The sequence below is a fragment of the Aquamicrobium lusatiense genome (assembly GCF_014201615.1).
GTDB classification, from domain to species: domain Bacteria; phylum Pseudomonadota; class Alphaproteobacteria; order Rhizobiales; family Rhizobiaceae; genus Mesorhizobium; species Mesorhizobium lusatiense.
In genome coordinates this window covers 1,072,323-1,096,060 of record NZ_JACHEU010000001.1, presented here as the reverse complement: position 1 = coordinate 1,096,060, position 23,738 = coordinate 1,072,323, and the positions used below count along the sequence as shown (strand labels likewise).

The 23,738-nt window shown below is 63.0% G+C and carries 22 protein-coding genes; 15 read left to right on the top strand and 7 right to left on the bottom strand.

The window, feature by feature from the left end:
• Positions 1 to 165 precede the first annotated feature (165 nt).
• From HNR59_RS05230 to HNR59_RS05220, 3 genes are read left to right on the top strand one after another with little or no spacing between them, the layout of a single operon-like run.
• Entirely contained in the window at positions 166 to 585 is a 420-nt protein-coding gene (locus HNR59_RS05230) for an HIT domain-containing protein (protein WP_183826924.1), read from the top strand.
• A 37-nt stretch (positions 586 to 622) separates the two neighbouring features.
• On the top strand, positions 623 to 1,564 hold the full coding sequence (gene nudC, locus HNR59_RS05225) for an NAD(+) diphosphatase (RefSeq protein ID WP_183826921.1): 942 nt from the start codon (positions 623 to 625) through the stop codon (positions 1,562 to 1,564).
• 59 nt (positions 1,565 to 1,623) lie between these two features.
• Complete coding sequence (locus HNR59_RS05220) at positions 1,624 to 2,505, top strand: bifunctional helix-turn-helix transcriptional regulator/GNAT family N-acetyltransferase (protein WP_183826918.1); 882 nt, start codon at positions 1,624 to 1,626, stop codon at positions 2,503 to 2,505.
• 12 nt (positions 2,506 to 2,517) lie between these two features.
• On the opposite strand, the gene HNR59_RS05215 is transcribed toward HNR59_RS05220, so the two are convergent.
• Both HNR59_RS05215 and HNR59_RS05210 read right to left on the bottom strand, forming a co-directional pair.
• A complete protein-coding gene (locus HNR59_RS05215) occupies positions 2,518 to 3,378 on the bottom strand; it encodes a prephenate dehydratase (RefSeq protein ID WP_183826915.1) in 861 nt (286 codons plus the stop codon).
• A gap of 11 nt (positions 3,379 to 3,389) precedes the next feature.
• On the bottom strand, positions 3,390 to 4,118 hold the full coding sequence (locus HNR59_RS05210; RefSeq protein ID WP_183826912.1) for a 3-deoxy-manno-octulosonate cytidylyltransferase: 729 nt from the start codon (positions 4,116 to 4,118) through the stop codon (positions 3,390 to 3,392).
• A 187-nt stretch (positions 4,119 to 4,305) separates the two neighbouring features.
• On the opposite strand from HNR59_RS05210, the gene HNR59_RS05205 reads away from it, so the two are divergent.
• The 7 genes from HNR59_RS05205 to HNR59_RS05175 all read left to right on the top strand — a co-directional run bounded on the left by HNR59_RS05205 (position 4,306) and on the right by HNR59_RS05175 (position 13,873).
• Positions 4,306 to 5,061, top strand: coding sequence for a c-type cytochrome (locus HNR59_RS05205; protein ID WP_183826909.1), 756 nt, complete (start codon positions 4,306 to 4,308; stop codon positions 5,059 to 5,061).
• A gap of 150 nt (positions 5,062 to 5,211) precedes the next feature.
• Positions 5,212 to 7,107: an extracellular solute-binding protein gene (locus tag HNR59_RS05200; protein WP_183826906.1), complete on the top strand. Its 1,896-nt coding sequence runs from the start codon at positions 5,212 to 5,214 to the stop codon at positions 7,105 to 7,107.
• Positions 7,107 to 8,975 (top strand): extracellular solute-binding protein, encoded by a 1,869-nt coding sequence (locus tag HNR59_RS05195; RefSeq protein ID WP_183826903.1) that lies wholly within the window; start codon positions 7,107 to 7,109, stop codon positions 8,973 to 8,975. The genes HNR59_RS05200 and HNR59_RS05195 overlap by 1 nt, the downstream gene beginning before the upstream one ends.
• A gap of 27 nt (positions 8,976 to 9,002) precedes the next feature.
• Positions 9,003 to 10,112, top strand: a complete 1,110-nt coding sequence (locus tag HNR59_RS05190; protein WP_183826899.1) for a microcin C ABC transporter permease YejB — start codon at positions 9,003 to 9,005, stop codon at positions 10,110 to 10,112.
• Complete coding sequence (locus tag HNR59_RS05185; protein WP_183826896.1) at positions 10,112 to 11,278, top strand: ABC transporter permease; 1,167 nt, start codon at positions 10,112 to 10,114, stop codon at positions 11,276 to 11,278. Before HNR59_RS05190 ends, HNR59_RS05185 begins: the two co-directional genes overlap by 1 nt.
• On the top strand, positions 11,275 to 12,903 hold the full coding sequence (locus HNR59_RS05180; RefSeq protein WP_343060674.1) for an ABC transporter ATP-binding protein: 1,629 nt from the start codon (positions 11,275 to 11,277) through the stop codon (positions 12,901 to 12,903). Before HNR59_RS05185 ends, HNR59_RS05180 begins: the two co-directional genes overlap by 4 nt.
• A gap of 16 nt (positions 12,904 to 12,919) precedes the next feature.
• On the top strand, positions 12,920 to 13,873 hold the full coding sequence (locus HNR59_RS05175; protein WP_210307206.1) for a 2-hydroxyacid dehydrogenase: 954 nt from the start codon (positions 12,920 to 12,922) through the stop codon (positions 13,871 to 13,873).
• On the opposite strand, the gene HNR59_RS05170 is transcribed toward HNR59_RS05175, so the two are convergent.
• Positions 13,867 to 14,241 (bottom strand): hypothetical protein, encoded by a 375-nt coding sequence (locus HNR59_RS05170; protein ID WP_246374501.1) that lies wholly within the window; start codon positions 14,239 to 14,241, stop codon positions 13,867 to 13,869. The two genes, HNR59_RS05175 and HNR59_RS05170, sit on opposite strands and share 7 nt — an antisense overlap.
• A 199-nt stretch (positions 14,242 to 14,440) precedes the next feature.
• Between HNR59_RS05170 and rpe the strand changes: the two genes are divergently transcribed.
• On the top strand, positions 14,441 to 15,118 hold the full coding sequence (rpe, locus tag HNR59_RS05165; protein WP_183826890.1) for a ribulose-phosphate 3-epimerase: 678 nt from the start codon (positions 14,441 to 14,443) through the stop codon (positions 15,116 to 15,118).
• A gap of 117 nt (positions 15,119 to 15,235) precedes the next feature.
• Here the strand turns inward: rpe and nagA are convergent, their stop codons facing one another.
• The 4 genes from nagA to HNR59_RS05145 are packed head-to-tail and all read right to left on the bottom strand — an operon-like array spanning position 15,236 to position 19,083.
• The gene (gene nagA, locus HNR59_RS05160) at positions 15,236 to 16,396 is read right to left on the bottom strand and encodes an N-acetylglucosamine-6-phosphate deacetylase (RefSeq protein WP_183826887.1); all 1,161 of its coding nucleotides are present in this window, start codon (positions 16,394 to 16,396) and stop codon (positions 15,236 to 15,238) included.
• Positions 16,393 to 17,424 (bottom strand): SIS domain-containing protein, encoded by a 1,032-nt coding sequence (locus HNR59_RS05155; RefSeq protein WP_183826884.1) that lies wholly within the window; start codon positions 17,422 to 17,424, stop codon positions 16,393 to 16,395. Before HNR59_RS05155 ends, nagA begins: the two co-directional genes overlap by 4 nt.
• Complete coding sequence (locus tag HNR59_RS05150) at positions 17,421 to 18,206, bottom strand: GntR family transcriptional regulator (protein WP_183826881.1); 786 nt, start codon at positions 18,204 to 18,206, stop codon at positions 17,421 to 17,423. The genes HNR59_RS05155 and HNR59_RS05150 overlap by 4 nt, the downstream gene beginning before the upstream one ends.
• On the bottom strand, positions 18,199 to 19,083 hold the full coding sequence (locus HNR59_RS05145; RefSeq protein WP_183826878.1) for a glucosamine kinase nucleotide-binding domain-containing protein: 885 nt from the start codon (positions 19,081 to 19,083) through the stop codon (positions 18,199 to 18,201). The genes HNR59_RS05150 and HNR59_RS05145 overlap by 8 nt, the downstream gene beginning before the upstream one ends.
• A 393-nt stretch (positions 19,084 to 19,476) precedes the next feature.
• On the opposite strand from HNR59_RS05145, the gene HNR59_RS05140 reads away from it, so the two are divergent.
• The 4 genes from HNR59_RS05140 (at position 19,477) to HNR59_RS05125 (ending at position 23,730) form a co-directional block, all read left to right on the top strand.
• The gene (locus tag HNR59_RS05140; RefSeq protein WP_183826875.1) at positions 19,477 to 20,733 is read left to right on the top strand and encodes an ABC transporter substrate-binding protein; all 1,257 of its coding nucleotides are present in this window, start codon (positions 19,477 to 19,479) and stop codon (positions 20,731 to 20,733) included.
• 156 nt (positions 20,734 to 20,889) lie between these two features.
• On the top strand, positions 20,890 to 21,822 hold the full coding sequence (locus HNR59_RS05135) for a carbohydrate ABC transporter permease (RefSeq protein ID WP_183826872.1): 933 nt from the start codon (positions 20,890 to 20,892) through the stop codon (positions 21,820 to 21,822).
• Positions 21,823 to 21,832: 10 nt separating this feature from the next.
• Positions 21,833 to 22,672 carry a carbohydrate ABC transporter permease gene (locus tag HNR59_RS05130; protein ID WP_183826869.1) on the top strand — a complete coding sequence of 280 codons (840 nt, stop codon included), beginning with the start codon at positions 21,833 to 21,835 and terminating at the stop codon, positions 22,670 to 22,672.
• On the top strand, positions 22,669 to 23,730 hold the full coding sequence (locus HNR59_RS05125) for a Gfo/Idh/MocA family oxidoreductase (protein ID WP_183826866.1): 1,062 nt from the start codon (positions 22,669 to 22,671) through the stop codon (positions 23,728 to 23,730). Before HNR59_RS05130 ends, HNR59_RS05125 begins: the two co-directional genes overlap by 4 nt.
• Positions 23,731 to 23,738: the final 8 nt, after the last annotated feature.

Here is a 23,738-nt window from a genome sequence, read left to right as displayed (position 1 = left end):
GGCAATTCGACCGCGAATTGCAAGTGCGCGTGCAAATTCCATGGCAGTCTTCCGCCAGAAACGCTTGCAGCGCAAACAAGCTCGCAATACCGTCCGCAGACGCGAAGGCCTGATGCCTTTCCAATCCGCAGTTTTCCGGCCTGTCCGGTTCAAGGGAGGATGCCCATGTTGCGCGGGCTAAACGCCGGATTTGCGCTCGATGCGCGTCTGGAAGCCGACAGCGAGCCGCTGATGTGGCTCGGCCTGTGCGAGCTCAGGGTCATGAACGACCGGCGCTTCCCCTGGCTGATCCTCGTGCCGCAACGGCCGGGCGCAGAAGAAATCCACGACATCACGCCGCTTGATCAGGCCATGCTCACATTCGAGACCAATATGGTCGCGCAGGCACTCAAGCGCGTGACCGGCTGCACCAAGATCAACACGGGCGCGCTGGGCAATATCGTGCGCCAGCTTCATGTCCATGTAGTCGCGCGCAACGAGAACGACGCGGCATGGCCGGGTCCGGTCTGGGGTCATGGTGCGCGCGAACCCTATGCGGGCGAAGACCTTCACCGCTTCATCGAAACCGTGAAGGCAGCGCTGTAAGCCGCCCCTTTTTTCCACAGCGCCGGACCCTTTGCCGATGAGCTTTCCTTTTTTCGATGCACCGCTTCGCGAACCCAGCCAGTTCGTCGGCTTCGCCGGCAACCGGATCGATCGCCAGTCGGAGCGCCGCCCCGACGATTGCGTGATTCGGGCACTGACCGCCCAGACTGCGCGAATCATGCTGATCGGCAAAGGCCGCATCCTGCTGAAGCCGGATGGCGAAGGTTTCGATCCATGGTTCACCGTGGCCGAGTGCAGCCAGCTTGGCTTCGACGCCGCCGCCTCGATCCTGCTTGGCGTCGCCGCGCATGGCCCCGCCCTTGCCCTTTACGCGAAACTCGAACCCGAACAGCCTTTCGACGGCCTCGAAATGCTGGAACACAGAACGGTCTATGTTCAGGGGCTGATCCGTGAGGAAACGCTGGGCGCGATGGCGCAGGCGTCCTCGCTGCTGACATGGAACCACACGCATGCCTTCTGTGGACGCTGCGGACAGAAGACTGAGATGCGCGCCGGCGGCTACCGCCGCCATTGCCCGGCCTGCGGCACCGACCATTTCCCGCGCACCGATCCGGTGGCGATCATGCTCACCGTCACCCCCGAAAAATGCCTGATGGGGCGCGGCCGTCATTTCGCGCCCGGCATGTATTCTTCGCTGGCCGGCTTCATCGAACCCGGAGAAACCATCGAGGAGGCCGTGCGACGCGAGACCTTCGAGGAGGCCGGCATACGGCTCGGACGCGTCATCTACCACGCCAGCCAGCCATGGCCTTTTCCCTATTCGCTGATGATCGGCTGCTACGGCGAACCGCTGAACGAAGACATTCGCGCCGATATGGACGAACTGGAGGATTGCCGCTGGTTCAGCCGCGACGAGGTGCTGGCCATGCTGCATCGGACGCATCCGCAGCAGCTTGTCGTCCCGCCCTCCGGCGCCATCGCCCATCATCTCATCCGGGCATGGGCGGAACAGCCATAATATCTGACCTTGGTCAGATAATTATTGCAGCGCCGCCACTGTCTGACTAAAGTCAGGCAATGAACACTAATCACATCGCCCAGATCCGCAGTTTCAACCGCTCCGTGACGCGCCGCGTCGGTGTGCTGGAGGAAAGTTATCACAGCCGTGGCCGGCCGCTCAGCGAGGCGCGGCTGCTGTTCGAGATCGGCTCCGCCGGAGCCGCCCTTGGCGACCTGCGCCAGCGGCTTGGTCTCGATTCAGGTTATCTCAGCCGCATGCTGCGTTCTCTGGAAACGCAGGAGCTCGTTTCCGTCGGCGCGCAGGAAAGCGATGCCCGCGCGCGCTTCGTCACCCTGACCAGCCGGGGCCGTGAGGAACTTCGCGCCTATGACGCCCTGTCGGACAAGCAGGCTCTGGCATTGCTGGAGCCGCTTTCGCCGGCAGCACGCGAGCGACTCGTCGCCGCCATGGCCGAGACCGAGCGTCTGCTGGCCGCCGCCTCAGTCGAAATCGCGGAAGAAGATCCCGACAGCGCCGATGCAAGACAATGCCTCGATCTTTACGTCGCGGAGGTCGCATCGCGCTTTCAGGATGGCTTCGACACGAGCAGCGGCAGCACGGCCAGCAGCGAGGAATTCATCCGCCCGCGCGGCGCTTTCCTGCTCGCCCGTCTGGACGGCAGCCCGCTCGGCTGCGGCGCGGTGCGCCTGCTCGATAAGGAGACGGCTGAGATCAAGCGCATGTGGGTGTCACCACAGGCGCGTGGCATGGGGCTTGCCATGCGCCTGCTGCGGCAGCTTGAAGCCATTGCCCGCGACCTCGGCGCGCGTACTGTCTGCCTCGACACCAACCGCGTACTGGCGGAAGCGCAATCGCTCTATGAGCGCGAGGGCTACGGGGAAGTCGCGCGCTTCAACGACAACCCCTATGCAGACCGCTGGTATTCCAAGCGGCTCTGAAACGCGGCGCCCTCAGGCATCGGCGTCCTGCGTGGCGCGGAACTCGTTGGCCGGATAAACGCCCAGAATGCGCACTTCCTTCGAGAAGAAGCGCAGTTCCTCCAGCGCGTTTTTCAGGCTGCGGTCGTCCGGGTGGCCTTCCACATCGGCATAGAACTGCGTCGCGGTGAAAGCGCCGATCTGGTAGCTCTCCAGCTTGGTCATGTTGACGCCATTGGTGGCGAAACCACCCATGGCCTTGTAGAGCGCGGCCGGAACGTTGCGCACCCGGAAGACGAAGGTGGTGACCATCGGCACATCGTCGCGGCGCTCCGCCCATTGTTTCGTCTTCGACAGGACGACAAAGCGGGTGATGTTGTTCTCGGTGTCCTCGACATTTTCCTGAATGATGTCGAGGCCGTAGAGATCGGATGCCAGGCGCGGCGCGAGGGCTGCCATGGTGCGATCCCTGACGTCGGAGACGAGTTTTGCAGCGCCGGCCGTGTCACCGGCCACGACGGGCTTCCAGCCGTTCTTGCGGATGAACTTGCGGCACTGGCCAAGCGCATGGATGTGGCTGTGGACGGTTTTGATCTCGGAGCGCTGCACGCCCGGCAGCACCATGAGCTGGAAATGGATCGGCAGAAAATACTCGCCGACGATATGCAGCCTGGATTCCGGCAGCAGGTAATGGATATCCGCCACCCGCCCGGCGATGGTGTTCTCGATCGGGATCATGGCGAGATCGGCCTTGCCCGTCTCCACCGCGTTGAACGCATCCTCAAAGGTAGGGCACGGCAACGGCTCCATGGTGGGATAGACGTTGCGGCAGGCCGTATCGGAATTGGCGCCCGGCTCACCCTGGAAAGCGATCTTGTTGGTCTTTTCTGGCATTTTGAGCCCTGTCAGCTGGAAAGAATGGTTCTGGCGCGTTCCAGATCGGCGGGCGTGTCGACGCCCAGCGGAACGGAATTCACGATCTCGACGTCGATGCGCATGCCGGCTTCGAGCGCGCGCAACTGCTCAAGCTTCTCGCGCCCTTCGAGACAGGACGGCCCCAGCGCCACGAAGCGCTCAAGGGCTGCACGACGGTAAGCGTAAAGCCCGACATGATGATAGAGCGGCCCCTCACCCCACGGCGCGGTGGCACGGGTAAAATAAAGCGCGCGCATGCGCGACGCCGACAGCGGCGAGCCGACGATCTTGACGACGGCGGGATTGGTTTTCTCCTCCTCGCGCACGATCTCGACGCCTAGCGTGGCGATATCGACCGCCGGATCCTCGAACGGACGCAACGCCGCAGAAACGATTGCCGGATCGAGCGTCGGCAGGTCGCCCTGAATATTGACGACCGTGTCCACCTGCCCGTGCGGGTCCAGCGCCGTCAGCGCCTCGAAGATGCGGTCGGAACCCGACTCGTGGTCGGCCCTCGTCATCACCGCCTCGAAGCCGTGCGCGGCCACGGAGTCCGCGATTTCGACGGTGTCGGTCGCCACCACCACGCGACCGAGACCGGTCTGGGCGGCGCGGCGTGCCACATGCACGATCATGGGCAAGCCGGCTATATCGGCCAGCGGCTTGCCGGGCAGCCGGGCCGAGGCCATGCGGGCGGGGATGAGGACAAGTGTGGTCATGGGGCTGAAACTGCGCGAAAGAGCTGGTGAAAAGTGTCAAAAGGTCTCACTGGAAGCGCCCTTATAGGTGTTGCAAGAGCTGAGCAAAAGACCTAGTTTCCGCCCGATTTGTCGCTCCTCGCGCAGGAGCGTGTATTACCGACGGACGGAGGACGGCATGTCCGCCGGAAAAGGGAGCCTGGGGCGTATGGATTCATTTGAAGTCAACAAGATCCTGGGCGGACTGCTCGGCACCGTATTCATCATCTTCTCTGTCGGCATCGCTTCCAACTCGCTCTTTTCCACACATGCGCCGGAAAAGCCCGGCTTCATCATCGAGGCAGTCGAAGGCGATGCCGGTGGTGCCGCAGCCGGCGGCGCCGCCGAGGCGACCCCGATCGCCGACCTGCTGGCCAAGGCTGACGCGAAAGCCGGCGAAGCCGTGTTCAAGAAGTGCGCTGCCTGCCATTCGATCGAAAAGGGCGGCCCCAACAAGGTCGGCCCGGACCTGTGGTCGATCGTCGATCGCCCGGTCGCTTCGCATGAGGGCTTCTCCTATTCCGGCGCCATGAAGGAATTCGCCGGCGGCGGCTCCGAGAAATGGACCTTCGACAACCTCAACCACTTCCTGATCTCGCCCAAGGGCTTCGTGAAGGGAACGGCCATGGGCTTCGCCGGCCTGAAGAAGGACGACGAGCGCGCGAACCTCATCGCCTATATGCGTGAGCAGGCCGACAGCCCGGTTCCGCTGCCTGAAGCCGGCGCCGCGGCTCCTGAAGGCGAGGCCACCGAAGCCGCCCCCGCCGAAGGAGCGGCTCCGACCGGGACGGCTCCTGCTGATGCGGCTCCCGCGGAACAGGCCCCTGCTGAAGCGGCGCCCGCCGAACAGGCTCCGGCTCAGGAAGCTCCCGCCGCAGGTGAGGCAGCGCCGGAAGGTCAGCCGGCCGAACAGCCAGCCGAATAACGAATTTGTAATCTGAATATCCTTGAAAAAGCCGGGTTCTGCCCGGCTTTTTTGCTACTGTAGGCTGGGCAATGCATTATCGGCACGATGCGATTCCCTCGTCAGGAGAATCCGCTACAGTGCGCGGCTTGTTGTTGTGAAAGGATCGGGATGCGTTTTCACCATATCAGGGCTCCGCTGACGGCCATACTGTTTTCCGGGGTTGCCGCAACCCTGCTGGTTTTCGGCACCGGCCTCGCAGAGGCGCAGGAATGGCACACCTCCTCCTCGCTGGTCGGCGGCTCCAAATATGGCGAGAACTTCCAGCACTATGACTATGTGAACCCCGACGCACCCAAAGGCGGCACGCTGAACACCACCGTGCTCGGCACGTTCGACAGCTTCAATCCCTATATCGTGCAGGGCACGCCGGCCTCGGGGCTGGCCGAGTTCGGCGGCGGACTGCTCTACGACACGCTGATGGAGCAGGCGACCGACGAAGGCAGTGTCAGCCATCCGCTTGTCGCCGAAGCCTACAAATATCCGGACGATTTCTCCTCCGCGACCTTCCGGCTCGATCCCGATGCGCGCTGGCATGACGGCCAGCCGATCACCGTCGATGATGTGATCTGGTCGTTCGGGGTGCTGAAAGCCAACAGCCCCATGTACAACCGCTATTATGAGAACGTCACCGAGGCGGTGAAGATATCGGATCGCGAGGTCGAATTCCGCTTCGACCAGAAGGGCAATCGCGAACTGCCCAAGATCATGGGCGATCTCGTGGTATTGCCGAAGCACTGGTGGGAAGGCACCGATGCCAAAGGCAAGAAGCGCGACATCACCCGCCCGACGCTGGAAGCCCCGCTCGGCTCCGCCGCATACCGCATCAAAAGCTTCAAGCCCGGACAGGAGATCATCTGGGAGCGCGTGCCGGACTACTGGGGCGCGAAGCTGCCGGTGAAGATCGGACGCGAGAATTTCGACCAGCGCCGCTACCGCTATTTCCTCGACAACAATGCCGCATGGCAGGCCTTCACCAAGGGCGGCTTCAAGGACATTCATTCCGAAAACAGCGCGCGACGCTGGATGACCGCCTATGATTTTCCCGCCGTCAAGGCTGGCGACGTGATCAAGAAGGAATTCGTGTCCAACGCCCGCGCCAACATGCAGGGCTTTGTCCTCAATACCCGCCGGCCCTTGTTCCAGGATCGGCGCGTGCGTCAGGCGCTGTCCTACGCCTTCGATTTCGACACGATGAACCGCACCCAGTCCTTCGGGCTGAACACACGCATCACCAGCTATTTCATGGGTGGCGATTTTGCGTCCCGGGGACTGCCGGCAGGCAAGGAGCTGGAGATCCTCGAACAGTACCGCGACAAGCTGCCGCCAGAAGTGTTCACGAAGGAATTCGCCCTGCCCCGTTTCGACAATCCGCAGGCCGAGCGCAAGATCCTGCGCGACGCGGTGGCGCTGTTCAAGGAAGCGGGCTGGGAAATCCGCAACGGGCGGATGGTCAATGCCGAAACCGGCCAGCCTTTCAGCTTTGAAATCCTCGATTTCAGCCAGGATTCCGGCCCCACAATCAGCCCGTTCATCGAAATGCTGCGCAAGATCGGCGTGACCGTCACCCACCGCATCGTCGATACCAGCCAGTTCGTGAACCGGGTGAACGATTTCGACTACGACGTGATCACGCAGGTGCTGCAGCAGTCCGATTCGCCCGGCAACGAACAGCGCGACTACTGGAGCACGCGCGCCGCCGACACGCCCGGCTCGCGCAACTATTCCGGCATCAAGGACCCGGTGATCGACGCGCTTGTCGACCGGGTGATCTTCGCCACCGACCGCGAAGACCTGATCGCCGCCACTCGCGCGCTCGACCGTGTCCTCTTGTGGAACTACTATGTCGTGCCGCAATTCACCCGTCCGAACCTGTGGGTCGCCTACTGGAACAAGTTCGGCATGCCGGACAAGCAGCCCGAATATATCGGGGCCGACGTCGAGTCCTGGTGGATCGACCCCGAAAAGGAAAAGGCGCTGGCGGCCAAGTACCAGAGCGCACAGTGATGAGCGCCTTTTCACGTCGCGATTTCCTCGTGCTGGGGAGTGCGGCGGCCGCATGGCCGCTGCTGCCCCTCCCGGCCTTCGCCACCGCGCCGACAGGCGTGAAGCTTCACGGCCTCTCGGCTTTCGGGGAGCTGAAGTATCCGCCCGGCTTTGCCCATTTCGACTATGTGAACGCAGACGCGCCCAAGGGCGGCACCTTCAATTTTCCGCCACCCAACTGGGCCTTCAACCAGAACCCGCTCACCTTCAACACGCTGAATGCCTTCACGCTGCGCGGCGATGCGCCGCCGCGCATGGAGTTCTGCTTCGATACGCTGATGGCCCGGGCACTGGACGAGCCGGATGCGCTCTACGGGCTGCTGGCCGAAAGCGTCACCATCTCGCAGGACCGCAACAGCTTCGACTTCCACCTTCGCAGCGAAGCGCGCTGGCATGACGGCACGCCGCTGACGGCCGAGGATGTCGCCTTCACCTTGCTCCTCTACAAGGACAAGGGGCACCCGCAACTGGCGCTGCCGCTTGTCGAGCTTGCCACCGCAGAAGCGCTCGATCCGCAGACGGTGCGGCTGACCTTTACGGGCAGGCAGCCGCCGCAGACCATTCTCACCGCCGCCGAAATGCCGGTCCTGTCGAAGGCCTACTATACGCAAAACGAGTTCGACGCCGGGCGCATGACGCCGCCGCCGGGCTCCGGCCCCTACAAAGTCGGCCGGGTCGCCGCCGGACAGTTCATCGAATATGAGCGGGTGGCCGATTACTGGGGCCGCGACCTGCCGGTCAACCGGGGCCTGTACAATTTCGACCGCCTGCGCATCGACTTCTACCGCGACCGCAATGCCGCCTTCGAGGCCTTCAAGAAGGGCGACACCAATTACCGCGAGGAATTCGTCGCCCGTACCTGGGTCTCGGAATACAATTTCCCCGCCATTTCCGACGGACGCGTGCTGAAACGCGAGTTCGACGGTGAGAAATGGCCCGAAATGCAATCCGTGGCGCTCAACCAGCGCCGACCCCAGTTCCGCGACGTGCGGGTGCGCCGCGCCATCGGACTGTGTTTCGATTTCGAGTGGACACGCCGCACGCTGTTTTCCGGCGCCTATGAGCGCTCGCAGTCCAATTTCGAGAAATCCGAGTTCAGGGCGGAAGGCCTCCCCTCTCCCGAAGAACTGGCTTTGCTGGAGCCATTGCGCAAGGACCTTCCGCCGGAGGTATTCGCGGAACCTGCGATCCAGCCCGTTTCCAATGGATCGGGGCGCGACCGGAAACTGCTCGGGGAGGCCATGAAACTCCTTGGCGAAGCCGGATGGCGGCGCGACGGCGCCTTTGTCGTCAACGATAAGGGCGAGCGCCTGAAGACGGAAATACTGGCCGACGACGATGGGCTTGCCCGCATTTTCCTGCCGTGGGCTGAAAACATGAAAGCGGTCGGCATCGACGCATCGGTGCGCGTGATCGATTCCGCGCAATATCAGGCGCGCCAGAACGATTTCGATTTCGACATGATCCTGATGCGTATCTCGGTCGGCGCAACACCTGCCCATGCAGCACTTGAAGCGCTCTACCATTCCCGTGCCGCGGGGCGGCCCGGCACCCGTAACTATCCCGGAACGGAGAGTAGCGCCGTCGATGCGCTGGTCGACGCGGCAGGGCGCGCTGAAACCCGCGAAGAGCTGGTTGCGGCGCTGCGCGCGCTCGACCGGGTCTTGCGCGCAAGGCTCGACTGGATTCCAACATACTATGTGGCGAATCACCGGGTCGCGTATTGGGACATGTTCGGATTTCTCGAAACCAAGCCCGACTACGGCTTTCCGGTCGAGACGCTATGGTGGTTCGAACCCGAGAAGGCTGCGAAGATTGGCAAGGGCTGACGTGAGAAGAAAAGGGAGCAGCGCCTGATGGGTGCCTATATCCTGCGCCGCCTGCTGCTGATGATCCCGACCCTTTTCGGCATCATGGCGATTTCCTTCGTCGTCATCCAGTTCGCGCCCGGCGGCCCGGTGGAGCAGGTGATTGCCCGCCTCACCGGTCAGGGGGGCGATTCCAGCGATCGCCTCGGGTCCGGCGGCGGTGGCGACATGGGCATGGCCGGCGGCTTCGAGGCCGGGGGCGGCAACATCTCCAGCAAATATCGCGGCGCGCAGGGCCTCGATCCCGAATTCATCGCCAAGCTTGAAAAGCAGTTCGGCTTCGACAAGCCGCCGCTGGAACGCTTCGGCCTGATGCTGTGGAACTATGCCCGCTTCGACTTCGGCGACAGCTATTTCCGCGACATATCGGTGGTCGACCTGATCCTCGAAAAAATGCCGGTGTCGATCTCGCTGGGCTTATGGATCACCCTGATTTCCTACATGATCTCGATCCCGCTCGGCATCCGCAAGGCGGTGAAGGACGGCTCGGCCTTCGACACATGGACGAGCGCCATCGTCATCGTCGGCTATGCGATTCCCGGTTTCCTGTTCGCCATTCTTTTGATGATCCTGTTCGCCGGCGGCTCGTTCTGGGACTTGTTTCCGCTGCGGGGGCTCACCTCCGACAACTGGTCGCAGATGTCGTGGCCGGACCGCATCCTCGATTATTTCTGGCACCTGACCCTGCCGCTGACGGCGATGGTGCTGTCGGCCTTCGCGACCAACACGCTGCTGACGAAGAACTCCTTCCTCGACGAGATCCGCAAGCAATATGTGGTGACGGCGCGCGCCAAGGGTCTCTCCGAGCACCGGGTGCTCTACGGCCACGTGTTTCGCAACGCCATGCTGATCGTCATCGCCGGCTTTCCCGGAGCGTTCATCTCGGCCTTCTTCACCGGCTCGCTGCTGATCGAGAACATCTTCTCGCTCGACGGGCTGGGCCTCCTCGGCTTCAAGTCGGTGGTCGATCGCGATTATCCGGTGGTGTTCGCCAACCTCTATATCTTCTCGCTGATCGGCCTGTTCGTCAGCCTCATCTCCGATCTCACCTACACCTGGATCGACCCCCGCATCGATTTCGACCGGAGGGACGTGTGATGGTCGAGGCCACCATGAAGACGGGTGCTGAAGGCGTCGCTCCCCAGCCTGTCACGCCAAGACGGCGCAGGCCGTTTCTGTCACCGCTCAACCAGCGGCGCTGGGCGAACTTCAAGGCGAACCGTCGCGGCTACTGGTCGTTGTGGATTTTCCTTTTCCTGTTCGTTGCCTCGTTGTTTTCCGAGTTCATCGCCAACGACAAGCCGATCATCGCCTCCTACAAGGGCGAAATTCTCTTCCCCGTCCTCGTCGCCTATCCGGAAGAGAAATTCGGCGGCTTCTATGCCGTCACCGATTATCGCGATCCGGTGATCCGCGACGAGATCGAGGCCAATGGCTGGATGATCTGGCCTCCGATCCGCTATTCCTACCGCACCGTCAACAATGCGGTGCCGCAGGCAGCCCCGGCCAAGCCCTCGTGGAGCTACGATGCCGCCACGCGCTGCGCCCAGTATCCGCAGGGTGCTGCAGATCCCGACTGCATCGTCGGCAACTGGAACTGGCTCGGCACCGACGATCAGGCCCGCGATGTCATGGCGCGCGTCATCTACGGTTTTCGCGTCTCGGTGCTGTTCGGGCTGACGCTGACGCTGGGCTCGGCCATCGTCGGCGTCTCCGCCGGCGCCATTCAGGGTTATTTCGGCGGCTGGGTCGACCTCCTGTTCCAGCGCTTCATCGAAATCTGGTCGGCCATTCCTGTCCTCTACCTGCTGCTGATCGTGGCGGCGGTCTTGCCGCCCGGCTTCTTCATCCTGCTTGGCCTGATGCTGTTGTTTTCATGGGTGGCCTTCGTCGGCGTGGTACGAGCGGAATTTTTGCGCGCACGCAACTTCGAATATGTGAACGCGGCCCGCGCGCTCGGCGTCTCCAACCGCACCATCATGTTCCGTCACCTGCTGCCCAATGCCATGGTGGCGACGCTGACCTTCCTGCCCTTCATCCTCAACGGCTCGATCTCGACGCTGACCTCGCTCGACTTCCTCGGCTTCGGCCTGCCGCCGGGATCGGCTTCTCTGGGTGAAATGCTCAAGCAGGGCCAGCGCTATCTCAACGCGCCATGGCTCGGCATCACCGGCTTCATCACCCTTTCGATCATGCTCTCGCTGCTGATCTTCATCGGCGAAGCCACGCGCGACGCCTTCGACCCGAGGAAGACGTTCAGGTGAGCACGCCCCTCCTTTCCGTTCGCGATCTCTCGGTCGCCTTTTCGCAAGGCGGCAAGACCTCGCTCGCCGTCGATCACGTGTCGTTCGACATCGGCAAGGGCGAGACGCTGGCACTGGTGGGCGAATCCGGCTCGGGCAAGTCGGTCTCGGCGCTGTCAGTGCTGAAACTTCTGCCCTATCCGCCGGCCAGCCATCCCTCGGGCGAAATCCTGTTCGGCGGCAAGGACCTGATGCGGCTTGGCGAGAACGAGTTGCGCAAGGTGCGCGGCAACAAGATCACCATGATCTTTCAGGAGCCGATGACCTCGCTCAACCCGTTGCACACCATCGAGCAGCAGATCGTCGAGGTGCTGAAGCTGCATCGCGGCATGAGCGACGCGCAGGCCCGCAAACGCACGCTCGATCTGCTCAACGAGGTGGGAATCCGCGAGCCGGAAAAGCGGCTCGACGCCTATCCCCACCAGCTTTCAGGCGGGCAGCGCCAGCGCGTCATGATCGCCATGGCGCTCGCCAACGAGCCGGAACTGCTGATCGCAGACGAGCCGACGACAGCGCTCGACGTGACGGTTCAGGCCCAGATCCTGCTGCTGCTCGACACCCTGAAGAAGAACAACGGCATGTCGATGCTGTTCATCACCCACGACCTCGGCATCGTGCGCAAGATCGCCGACCGGGTCTGCGTGATGACAAAAGGCAAGGTGGTCGAGACCGGGCCGACGAAGGAAATCTTCGCCAATCCGCAGCACGAATACACCCGCCATCTTCTGGCTGCCGAGCCAAGGGGCAAGCCGCCGGCCGCCGACCCCGCCGCCAGACCCGTGATGCACGGGGAAGACGTGAAAGTCTGGTTCCCGATCAAGCAGGGTTTTTTCCGCAAGACGGTGGACCATGTGAAGGCGGTGGACGGCATCGACGTGACGGTGCGCGAGAGCCAGACGCTGGGCATCGTCGGCGAATCCGGCTCCGGCAAGACGACGCTCGGCCTTGCCCTGGCGCGCATGATCTCTTCCACCGGCAAGATCCGTTTCGACGGACGCGACATCGACGCTCTGTCGTTCAACGAGATGCGGCCGCTGCGGCGCGAATTGCAGATCGTGTTTCAGGACCCTTACGGGTCGCTCAGCCCGCGCATGTCGGTGTCGGAGATCATCGAGGAAGGGCTGAAGATCCACGAACCGAAGCTCTCGCCCGACGAGCGCGACGACCGCGTGGTCGACGTGCTCAGAGAAGTCGGCCTCGATCCGGAAACGCGCTTCCGCTACCCGCACGAATTTTCCGGCGGCCAGCGCCAGCGCATCGCCATAGCCCGCGCCATGGTGCTCAAGCCGCGCTTCGTCATGCTGGACGAGCCGACCTCGGCGCTGGACATGAGCGTGCAGGCGCAGGTGGTGGACCTGCTGCGCGACCTGCAGGCAAAGCACAACCTCGCCTATCTGTTCATCAGCCACGACCTGAAGGTGGTGCGCGCGCTCGCCAATGAGGTGATCGTCATGCGCAACGGCAAGGTGGTGGAAGCCGGCCCCTCGACCCAGATTTTCGAGGCGCCGCAGACCGACTACACGAAGGCGCTGATCTCGGCCGCCTTCCGCATCGAGACGGCTCCGGAGGGCGTCGTTTCGGAATAGTGGCGAGGAGGATATTTTGAGCATATCAGGCACGGGCCGCGTTCTGCTTGCGGTCAACGCGTTCCATCCCCAGCGCTGGCACGATCTGGTGGCAGCGGAGCGGGACGTCATTCTGGAGCGCGAACCCGGCACCGATCCGTCCATCACCTATGCGGTCGTGTGGAAGCAGAAACCGAACCTGCTTGTCGGGCTGCCAAACCTCAAGGTCATCTTCTCGGTCGGCGCGGGCGTCGACCACATCATGGAAGATCCCACCATCCCCACCGATGTGCCGGTGGTGCGCGTGGTTGCGGAAGACCTGACGCAGCACATGGTGGAATATGTCGTGTGGCGCGTGCTCGATCACCATCGTCACGGCCGGCAATACCGGGAGAACCAGCGCCTGCGCGCCTGGCGCGATGTCGAACAGCGCAACGCCGGGGATGTCTCGGTCGGCATCATGGGCTTTGGCCATCTCGGCCGGGCAGCCGCCAGAGCGCTCATGCCGCTCGGCTTCCGCATCAATGGCTGGTCGCGCTCAGAACGTCGGATGGATGGCGTGAACAGCTATGCCGGTGATGCCGGGCTCGTGCCGTTCCTCAACGCCACCGACATTCTGCTGGTTCTTTTGCCATTCACGCAGACCACCAAAGGCATCATCGATTACAAGCTTCTGAAGGAACTGCGCAGGCGCAACGCGCTGGGAGGCGCGGTGCTCATCAATGCGGGGCGTGGCAGGCTGCAGAAGGAAACCGACATCCTGCGCGCGCTGGACGATGGAACGCTGAAAGAAGCGAGCCTCGACGTGTTCGAGATCGAACCACTGCCAAAGACGAGCCCGCTGTGGAACCACCCGAAGGTATTCGTCACGCCGCATGCGGCGGCCACTTCCGATCCTGTGCATCTGGTGCCGGTGATGCTTGCGCAGATGGCCGCCTATGAGCGGGACGGCACGCTGGAAAATCTGGTTGACCGCGAAGCCGGTTACTGAGGCAGGACCGGCGCGGGCTCCACGCATTTGCGGCGCGTCAGCGACCTGTTCATGGCGTCTATCTCGCCGCGCGCGGCCTCGGCCTTGCGGCGGCGTTCGGAGCGCACATCCGGCGTCAGTGGCCCCATGCCGTAGGGCTGGCGCACGAAGACGGGTCTGGCGTCCAGCGGCAATCCGTACTGGGCGGCGAGCGTATCGCGGTGCATGAACAGCGTGTCGCAGGGTACGCTGTCATAAGGCAGCGCCGACGCCACCACCTCATCCTGCCGCTCCACGATGGAGTTGCCGCATCCCGCGACGATGAGGCACGCACCCATGATGCAGGTGCGGGCTATACCCTTTTGGATTGTCGAGACCGCGCCGTTCAAAACCGCCTCCGGAACGTGATATCTGGCTGACATATGGCAGGACTTTGACGAAGTGTAGGCCATCAGCGTGAAACAGTGCCCACAAGCACAGGATAATGCCAAAAAAGCTGTGTCCGGTTTTGACTGCGATGCTATAGGCACCTCAAATGTTTCCCGGGTCATCCTCACCCGGCTCAACCCTACAGGCAGGAGTGCAGGCATGAGCGCAAGAACCCTGATCGCACCGTCGGTTCTGTCGTCGGATTTCTCGAAGCTTGGCTACGAGGTCGAGGCGATCGTCGAAGCGGGCGCGGACTGGGTGCATCTGGACGTGATGGACGGCCACTTCGTGCCCAACATCACCTTCGGCGCGCCGATCATCAAGGCGATCCGCAACCGCACCGACGCCTATTTCGACGCCCATCTGATGATTGCGCCGGTCGATCCCTATCTCGCCGCCTTCGCGGAGGCCGGTTGCGACGGCATCACCGTTCATGCCGAGGCCGGCCCGCATCTCGACCGGTCTCTGCAGACCATCCGCAACCTCGGCAAGAAGGCCGGCGTCTCTCTCAACCCGGGCACCCCCGAAAACGTCATCGAATATGTGCTCGACCGGCTCGATCTCGTGCTTCTGATGACCGTAAACCCCGGCTTCGGCGGGCAGGCCTTCATTCCCTCGGTGGTCGAGAAGGTGAAGCGCGTCAGGGCGATGATCGGTAATCGTCCCATCGACATTCAGATCGATGGCGGCGTGACGCCTGAAACAGCTCCGCTGGTGGCTGCCGCCGGCGCGAATGTGCTGGTGGCGGGTGCTGCCGTATTCAAGGGCGGCACGGTGGAGTCCTACCGCACCAACATCGAGGCGATCCGCACGGCGGCGGACGCAGCGCGCGGCTAGAGCAATTCCGGCAAAAGTGCGCAGCGGTTCTGCGTTCGGAATTGCGTGAAACTAACAGGCTGGAATGTTTCTGCTATTCGGAAGAAAGCATAAACATTCCAGATCGCGGACGCGCTGTCAGGCCCTGAATTCGCGCACGCCATCAATCCACACGGAAGCGACCTCAAGGTTTTCCGTGAGGGCGACGATGTTGGCGCGCATGCCCTTCGCCAGTCTTCCGAGGCGCTGCGACTGGCCGACCGCCTCAGCCGGATAGGCGGAGGCCATGCGCAGCGCTTCGTCCAGCTCGAAGCCGAGCGTGTGGTGGACGAAGCGCACGGCCGAAATCATGTCCAGATCGGCCCCGGCAAGCGTCCCGTCGCCCAGCCTCAGGCTGCCTTCGCGACGATAGATGGTGCGGTCGTTCAGGGTGAAGGAAGACATGTGCGTGCCGATGGTCGCCATGGCATCGGTCACGAGGAATATCTTTCCCGGCCCACGCTTGGCGCGCAGCGCAATCGCCATGGTCGCCGGATCGACATGAATGCCATCGGCGATCAGCCCGGCAAACAATGTGCCGGTGTCGATGGCCGCACCCGCCAGCCCCGGCTCGCGGCTGCCCAGCGGGCTCATCGCGTTGAAGAGATGCGTCACCATCGAGGCACCCGCATTCGCATAGGTGCTGGCCGTGGCATGGGTGGTGTCGGAATGGCCTAGGCTGACGATGACGCCAGCCTTCGCCAGCGTCTCGACCTGCGCAGTGCTGACCGATTCCGGCGCGACCGTCGTCAGCAGTACCGGCACGATGCCGGCCGCCGCCACCAGCGCCTTCAGATCGGCCTCATCCATCTTGCGGATCAATACCGGATCATGCGCACCCTTGCGTTTCAGCGACAGGTGCGGCCCTTCCAGATGCAGGCCGAGGAAACCCGGCACCTGCTTTTCCGCAGCCTGCCGCCCGGCTTCGATGGCGGCGGCGGTGATTTCAGGCGTGTCGGTGATCAGGGTCGGCAGCAGAGCCGTGGTGCCGAACGGCACGTGGGCCGCGCAGATGGTTTCGATGGAAGCAAGATCGGGATGATCGTTGAGCATCACCCCGCCGCCGCCATTGACCTGCAGGTCGATGAATCCCGGCGCCAGCATGGAACCGCCGGCCTGCACCCGCTTCAGATCCGCGGGCAGGCTTTCCGGCGGAAGGATCGCCTCGATCTCGCCATAGGCCACTACGAGGCAGGCATCGTCATGCCAGACCTGGCCATCGAATATTCTGGCCCCGCAGAGGGCGAAGCGCTCGCTCATACCGTTTCCGTCACCTTGCGCAGATTGCGCGGCATGTCCGGGTTCAGCCCCCTGTGGCGCGCAAAAGCTTCGACAAATGCATAGAAGGACACGACCAGCGGCAGCGCATCGGTGAGCGGATGGCCGGTGGCAACGAAGGGCAGACGCGCCGCCTGCGTTGCAAGCGCGCTGGTCGCGAAAACCGCGCCCTGCCGGGCCACAAGCGCATCGGCGGAAGCGGCGACGGAGGGCTCGGCAGCATCCCGTGCCGCCAGCGCGACCACGGGAAAGCCGCCGCCGACCAGCGCCATCGGGCCATGCATGACCTCGGCTGCACTGTAGGCTTCGGCATGAATGCCGCAGGTTTCCTTGAATTTAAGCGCAGCCTCGCTGGCGATCGCGCTCGACGGTCCGCGGCCGAGCACGAAGAGCGAACTGCGGCCCTCCAGCGCGCCGGTCAGCGCACTCCAGTCGCAGTCGATGGCCTTTTGCAACTGCTCCGGCAGCGCTTTCAGGGCGGACAGCAATTTCTCATCGCCTGCAGCATGGGCAAGCAGACCGAGACCGGCAACGATGGAGTTGACGAACGTCTTGGTGGCGGCGACGCTGAGTTCGGGGCCGGCCATGATATCCACGGCATGATCGCTGTCGCGCGGCAGCGGCGAGTCGGCCGTATTGGTCAGGGCGATGGTCAGCGCTCCCTGCGCACGGGCGCTTTGCGCCAATGCAACGATGTCGGGGCTCTTGCCGGATTGCGAGACCGAGATGCACGCGGCCCCTTTCAGCCGCAGCTTCGCGCCATAGATCGAGGCTACGGAGGGGCCGACGGGGGCGAATGGCAGGCCCAGTTCCAGTTCGCTGACATATTTGAGATAGGTCGCGGCATGGCTGGACGATCCACGTGCGACCGTGATGGCAAAGGCCGGATCACGGCGGCGCAAATCCTTGCCCGCCTGCTCCAGAACTGTGCCCGAGCGGTCGAGCAACCGGGCAACCGCCTGCGGAATCTCTTCCACTTCGCGGCGCATATGGGTGTGTGTCGTCGTCATGCAGGAACTCCATTGTCGTCTGCGGGGGCACTCAGACGCAACTCGGCCACGAAGTCATAAGCATCCCCCCTGTAGATCGACCGTGTGAACTCCACCACGCGGCCGCTGGCAAGATAGGAAATGCGTTCTATGCGCAATCCGGCCGATCCGGCGGGCACTTCCAGCAATTCTGCGTCGGAACCGGAAAGATTGGCCGCCGAAATCCGCTGCACCGCACGCACCGGGCGGTGTCCGGTTTCAGCCAGCGCGGCATAGAGCGAGGCACCGATTCGCTCCGGGTCCGGGAGGATCGCCGCCGACATGCAGGCGCGCTCTATGGCGAGCGGCGTGCCATCGGCGATGCGCAGGCGCGACATGCGCACGACCAGCTCCCTGGCCGCCAGGCCGAGCACCATCATTTCGTCCGGCGAGGGCGTAAACACCCCCCGGTCCAGCCATTGCGAACGCACGGTCTTGCCGCGCCGGGCCATGTCCTCGGTAAAGGAGGTCAGCCTTGAAAGAGACTGCTCGACCCGCTCCACCCGGGGCGCGACGAAAGTTCCCGAGCCATGGCGCTGAACCAGCACCCCGCTGCGAACCAGATCGCTGACCGCCTTGCGCACCGTCACCCGCGAGATGTCGGCCTGCAGGGCGATGTCACGCTCGGAAGGCAGGGCATCGCCCGGCCCGAGCACGCCGCTGTCGACGGCTTCTTCTATGGCGCGGCGCAGGCGAAGATAGAGTGGCTGGCCGGACGGCGCGCCCTTCACATCCGAGAACAGATGATCGGCGACTTCAGCCATTCACCGTCTCCACGGAGGTGCCGAACCGGCGTGCGGCCATACGGACCGCGCCCAGCAGCGCATCGCCGCGCGGTTCGCGCAGCAGCGGCTGGTAGCGCGCGGCAAGCAGCGGCGCATAAAGGCCGGCAAGCCCGCCGAGCAGGCACAGCACGTCGCCTTCGCGCAGGTCTAGCGCACCAAGCGCGCCTTCCACATCGGCGATTGCCTTGCTGACGATGGAGCGCGCCACCACGTCGCCCTCGGCCGCATACTCAAAGACCTTGGGCGCGAAGCCGCCATAATCGCCGGGCTTTGCACTCACGGTGAACTCGACCAGATCCTCGGGATTGTCGCGGAAGACCGCCATGATCTCGCGCGTCAGCGCAGAGGCTTCGCATATGCCGTCATAGGCAAGCAGGGTCTGCTCCAGAAGGTCGCGGCCAACGCGCGCGCCGGAGGCCTGATCGCCGACCTGAAAGCCCCAGCCGCCGACGGGACGCGAGACGCCACCCCGGCGCACCCGGTAGGCGCTGCCGGTGCCAAGCACGGCGATGGCGCCATCGCCGGAGCCCACCGCGCCTTCCAGTGCGATCTCGGCATCGCTTTCGACCCGGCTTTCGCGAAACGGCAATATGGCCTGCAATTGCTGGCGATAGGTGCCGACATTGGCGCCCGCCAGCCCCAGCACGGCCGGCGTGCGGACCAGCAATTCGGGATCCTGCCCGGCCTCGACGAAAGCGCGGCGCGCGGCCTCCACGATATGGGTGCGGGCATTGGTGAGGTCGGTGCGGATATTGGCGGCACCCGAACTGGCGCGGGCCAGAACCCGCCCGTCGGGCGCGGCAAGGGCTGCCCTGCAACTGGTTCCCCCGCCATCTATGCCAAGCACGAAATCCATTCGGCGATCCTCCAAACTTACAATACCACTTAAATACCAATATCCAAGCGTTAATTTTTACAAGATGGACGCTTTGCGGAAACCATTGATAATTTGCTGAAAATACGAGCGTTTTCAATATATCTTACCGCACGCCGCCTGAAATCGTTAATCAATGTGGACAAGTGGTATTTTTTTGGTATCTTTTTGGCAGGAACAAAAGGGAGGGAAAGCAGCATGGGGCCATCGCTTCCCATGACATATGCGCCGGGTCGATCGCTGGCCGACCGGATTTGCGCACCTTTTCCTTATCTATCGAATATTTGCCAAGCTCCGGAGTGGAGGCCTGCCGCGACAGGTACCGTTCATGCCGGCGCAATCTGAAAAGAATCAGGGATCAACAGGGAGACGAGCATGAAAACGAAACTTCTTACGGCAGTGCTGCTTGGATCGAGTGTTCTGTGCTCGGCAGCAGCCTTCGCACAGGATGGCACGCTGACCATCGAAAGCTGGCGCAACGACGACCTCGCCATCTGGCAGGAAAAGCTGATCCCGGCCTTCCAGGCCAAGCATCCCGACATCAAGGTCGTCTTCTCTCCGTCAGCTCCGACCGAGTACAATGCCGCCCTCAATGCCAAGCTGGATGCGGGCTCGGCCGGCGACCTCATCACCTGCCGCCCGTTCGACGCCTCGCTCGACCTGTTCAAGAGCGGCAAGCTCGCCGACCTGACCGAGCTTTCGGGCATGGAGAACTTCTCCGACGTCGCCAAATCCGCATGGACGACCGATGACGGCAAGCAGACCTTCTGCGTTCCGATGGCCTCGGTGATCCACGGCTTCATCTACAACAAGGACGCCTTCAAGGAGCTCGGCATCGAACCGCCGGCGACCGAGGACGAGTTCTTCGCCGCGCTCGACAAGATCAAGGAGGACGGCACCTATATTCCGCTCGCCATGGGCACCAAGGACCTGTGGGAAGCCGCCACCATGGGCTACCAGAACATCGGGCCTACTTACTGGCATGGCGAGGAAGGCCGTCTGGCGCTGCTGAAAGGTGAGCAGAAGCTGACCGATCCGCAGTGGGTGGAGCCCTTCGCAACGCTGGCGAAGTGGAAGCCCTATCTCGGCGACGGCTTCGAGGCGCAGACCTATCCCGACAGCCAGAACCTGTTCACGCTCGGCCGCGCCGCCATCTTCCCGGCCGGCTCGTGGGAAATCTCGGTGTTCAACACGCAGGTCGATTTCGAGATGGGCGCATTCCCGCCGCCGGTGAAGGCCGCCGGCGACACCTGCTACATCTCCGACCACACCGATATCGGCATCGGCCTGAATGCTGCTTCCAAGAATCCGGAAGCCGCGAAGACTTTCCTCACCTGGGTGGCGTCGCCTGAATTCGCAGAGATCTACGCCAACGCCCTTCCCGGCTTCTTCAGCCTGAACTCGACCCCGGTGAAGATGGAAGACCCGCTGGCGCAGGAATTCGTGTCCTGGCGCGACAAGTGCAAGTCGACCATCCGCTCGACCTACCAGATCCTGTCGCGCGGCACGCCCAACCTCGAAAACGAAACATGGGTTGAATCGGCCAATGTGATCAACGGCACGGTTACGCCTGAAGAGGCGGCCAAGAAGCTGCAGACCGGCCTCGACAGCTGGTACAAGCCGGCCGAATAAGCAGGAAGCAACCCCCTCCCCGGTTTTCCGGGGAGGGTATCCCGCGCGATCCATTCCGCTCTCACGCATGTCCTGCCAGCCAGAACCTTCGGCCCTATGGCGCCGAAGGGCGCAGGGGGACTATGCTGATAAGGACTTCGACCACGGACCCCGCCCATGACGGCCAGTGACGCGAAACCGAAAAAGCCCTTCCGCTGGCACATCATCGTGTTCCTGGCGCCGGCGGTGCTGGTCTACACCGCGATCATGATCGTGCCGCTGTTCGGCACATTGCAGTTTTCGCTGTTTCGCAATGTGTCCGGCGATCAGACCTTCGTCGGACTCGGCAATTTCCGCACGCTGTTCGGCGACCCTAACTGGTCGAAGGGCTTCTGGAACGCGCTTGGCAACAATGTGTGGTTCTTCATCATCCACATGCTGGTGCAGAACCCGATCGGTATCATGCTGGCAGCTCTGCTCTCCAGCCCGAAACTCCGCTTCTCTTCCTTCTACCGGACCGCCATCTTCATCCCCACGATTCTGTCCTTCGTGATCGTCGGCTTCGCGTGGAAGCTGATCCTGTCGCCAATCTGGCGCGTGGCCCCCAATCTTCTCGATCTGGTGGGCCTGAAGAACCTGTTCACGCCATGGCTCGGCAAGGAAGAATACGCGCTTACGGCGCTCAGCCTGATCTCAGTGTGGCAGTTCGTCGGCATTCCGATGATGCTGATCTATGCAGCATTACTGTCCATTCCCGACGAGGTGATCGAGGCGGCCGAATGCGATGGCGTGACCGGCATGTCGCAGTTCTGGAAGATCAAGCTGCCGCTGATCCTGCCGGCGATTGGCATCATCTCGGTGCTGACCTTCGTCGCCAATTTCAACGCCTTCGACCTGATCTATTCGGCGCAAGGGGCGCTTGCCGGACCCAATTACTCGACCGACATTCTGGGCACCTATCTCTATCGCGCCTTCTTCGGCTTCCAGCTTCAGGTCGGCGACCGCAACATGGGCGCGACCATCGCCACCATGATGTTCCTCATCATCCTGGCCGGCGTATGCCTCTATCTGTTCCTCATCCAGACGCGGCTGCGCCGCTACAAGTTCTGAGGAGGCCACGATGAGCCGCGCCACCACCTCGCTGCCCCGCTCGGTCGCCGCCCACGCGATCCTGATCGCCTATACGGTGATTGCGCTGTTTCCGGTCTTCGTCATCCTCATCAACTCGTTCAAGGCGCGCAAGGCGATCTTCGGTTCGCCGCTCACTCCGCCGACGCCGGAAACCTTCGATCTGGTCGGCTACCGCATGGTGCTGACGCAGGGCGATTTCTTCCTCTATTTCCAGAACAGCTTTGTCGTCACCGTGGCCTCGCTGTTCTTCGTGCTGCTGTTCGGCGCGATGGCGGCCTTCGCGCTGTCGGAATACCGGTTTCGCGGCAACCGGCTGATGGGGCTCTATCTGGCGCTCGGCATCATGATCCCGATTCGCCTCGGCACCGTCGCCATATTGCAGATGATGGTGGCATCCGGGCTGGTCAACACGCTGACGGCGCTGGTGCTGGTCTACACGGCGCAGGGCCTGCCGCTGGCGATCTTCATCCTCACCGAATTCATGAGCGGCGTTTCCGACGACCTCAAGAATGCCGGGCGCATCGACGGGCTTTCGGAGTACCGCATCTTCTTCCGGCTGGTGCTGCCACTGGTGCGGCCGGCCATGGCGACGGTCGCCGTGTTCACCATGATCCCGATCTGGAACGACCTGTGGTTCCCGCTGATCCTCGCTCCCTCCGAGGCCACCAAGACGGTCACGCTCGGCGCCCAGATGTTCATCGGCCAGTATGTCACCAACTGGAATGCGGTGCTGGCCGCGCTTTCGCTGGCGATCCTGCCGGTGCTCGTCCTCTACCTCATCTTCTCGCGGCAACTGATCCGCGGCATCACTTCCGGAGCAGTCAAGTGAGTGAGACCAGACCCGTTCGCGTCGTCGTCGCCGGGCTCGGCAATATGGGCCGCAGCCACGCGCTGGCTTATGCGACCAATCCGGGCTTCGAGATCGCGGCACTCGTCAACCGCTCCGATGTCGAACTTCCGGCACCGCTCGCCGGCCATGCGATCCGCCGCTCCTTCACCGAAGCGCTGGCTGACGAAAAGCCCGAGCTTGCCTGCATCGCGACCTATTCGGACAGCCATGCAGACTATGCGGTCGAGGCCATCGAAGCGGGCTGCCATGTGTTCGTGGAAAAGCCGCTGGCAACGACGGTGGCGGATGCGCAGCGGGTGGTGGATGCGGCAAAGGCCAACGGCCGCAAGCTGGTGATCGGCTACATCCTGCGCCATCATCCCTCATGGATGCGGCTGATCGCGGAAGCGCGCGGTCTCGGCGGCCCTTACGTGTTCCGCATGAACCTCAATCAGCAATCGTCCGGCGCCACATGGGAGACGCACAAGCAGTTGATGAAGACGACGTCGCCCATCGTCGACTGCGGCGTGCATTATCTCGACGTGATGTGCCAGATCACCGACGCGAAGCCGATCGAGGTGCGCGGCATGGGCGTGCGCCTTTCCGATGAGATCGACGCCGGCATGTACAATTACGGCCATCTTCAGGTGCTGTTCGAGGACGGTTCAGTCGGCTGGTACGAGGCCGGCTGGGGGCCGATGATCTCCGAAACCGCCTTCTTCGTGAAGGATGTGATCTCGCCCAATGGCTGCGTGTCGATCGTCATGGCCGAGGGTGCGAGATCGGACGACATCGACACCCATACCAAAACATCGACCATCCGCCTGCACAGCGCCGCCACGGCCGAGGACGGGCGCTTCGCAAAGCAGGACCAGTTGCTGTCCATGCAGGGCGAGCCCGGCCATCAGGATCTGTGCGACCTCGAACAGGCTTTCGTGCTGAAGGCGATCCGCGAGGAGATCGACCTCACCCGCCACATGGACGATGCCGTCAAATCGCTGGCCGTCTGCCTCGCCGCCGACGAGAGCGTGCGCACCGGCAAACCGGTTCGCCTGTGAGCGGGATC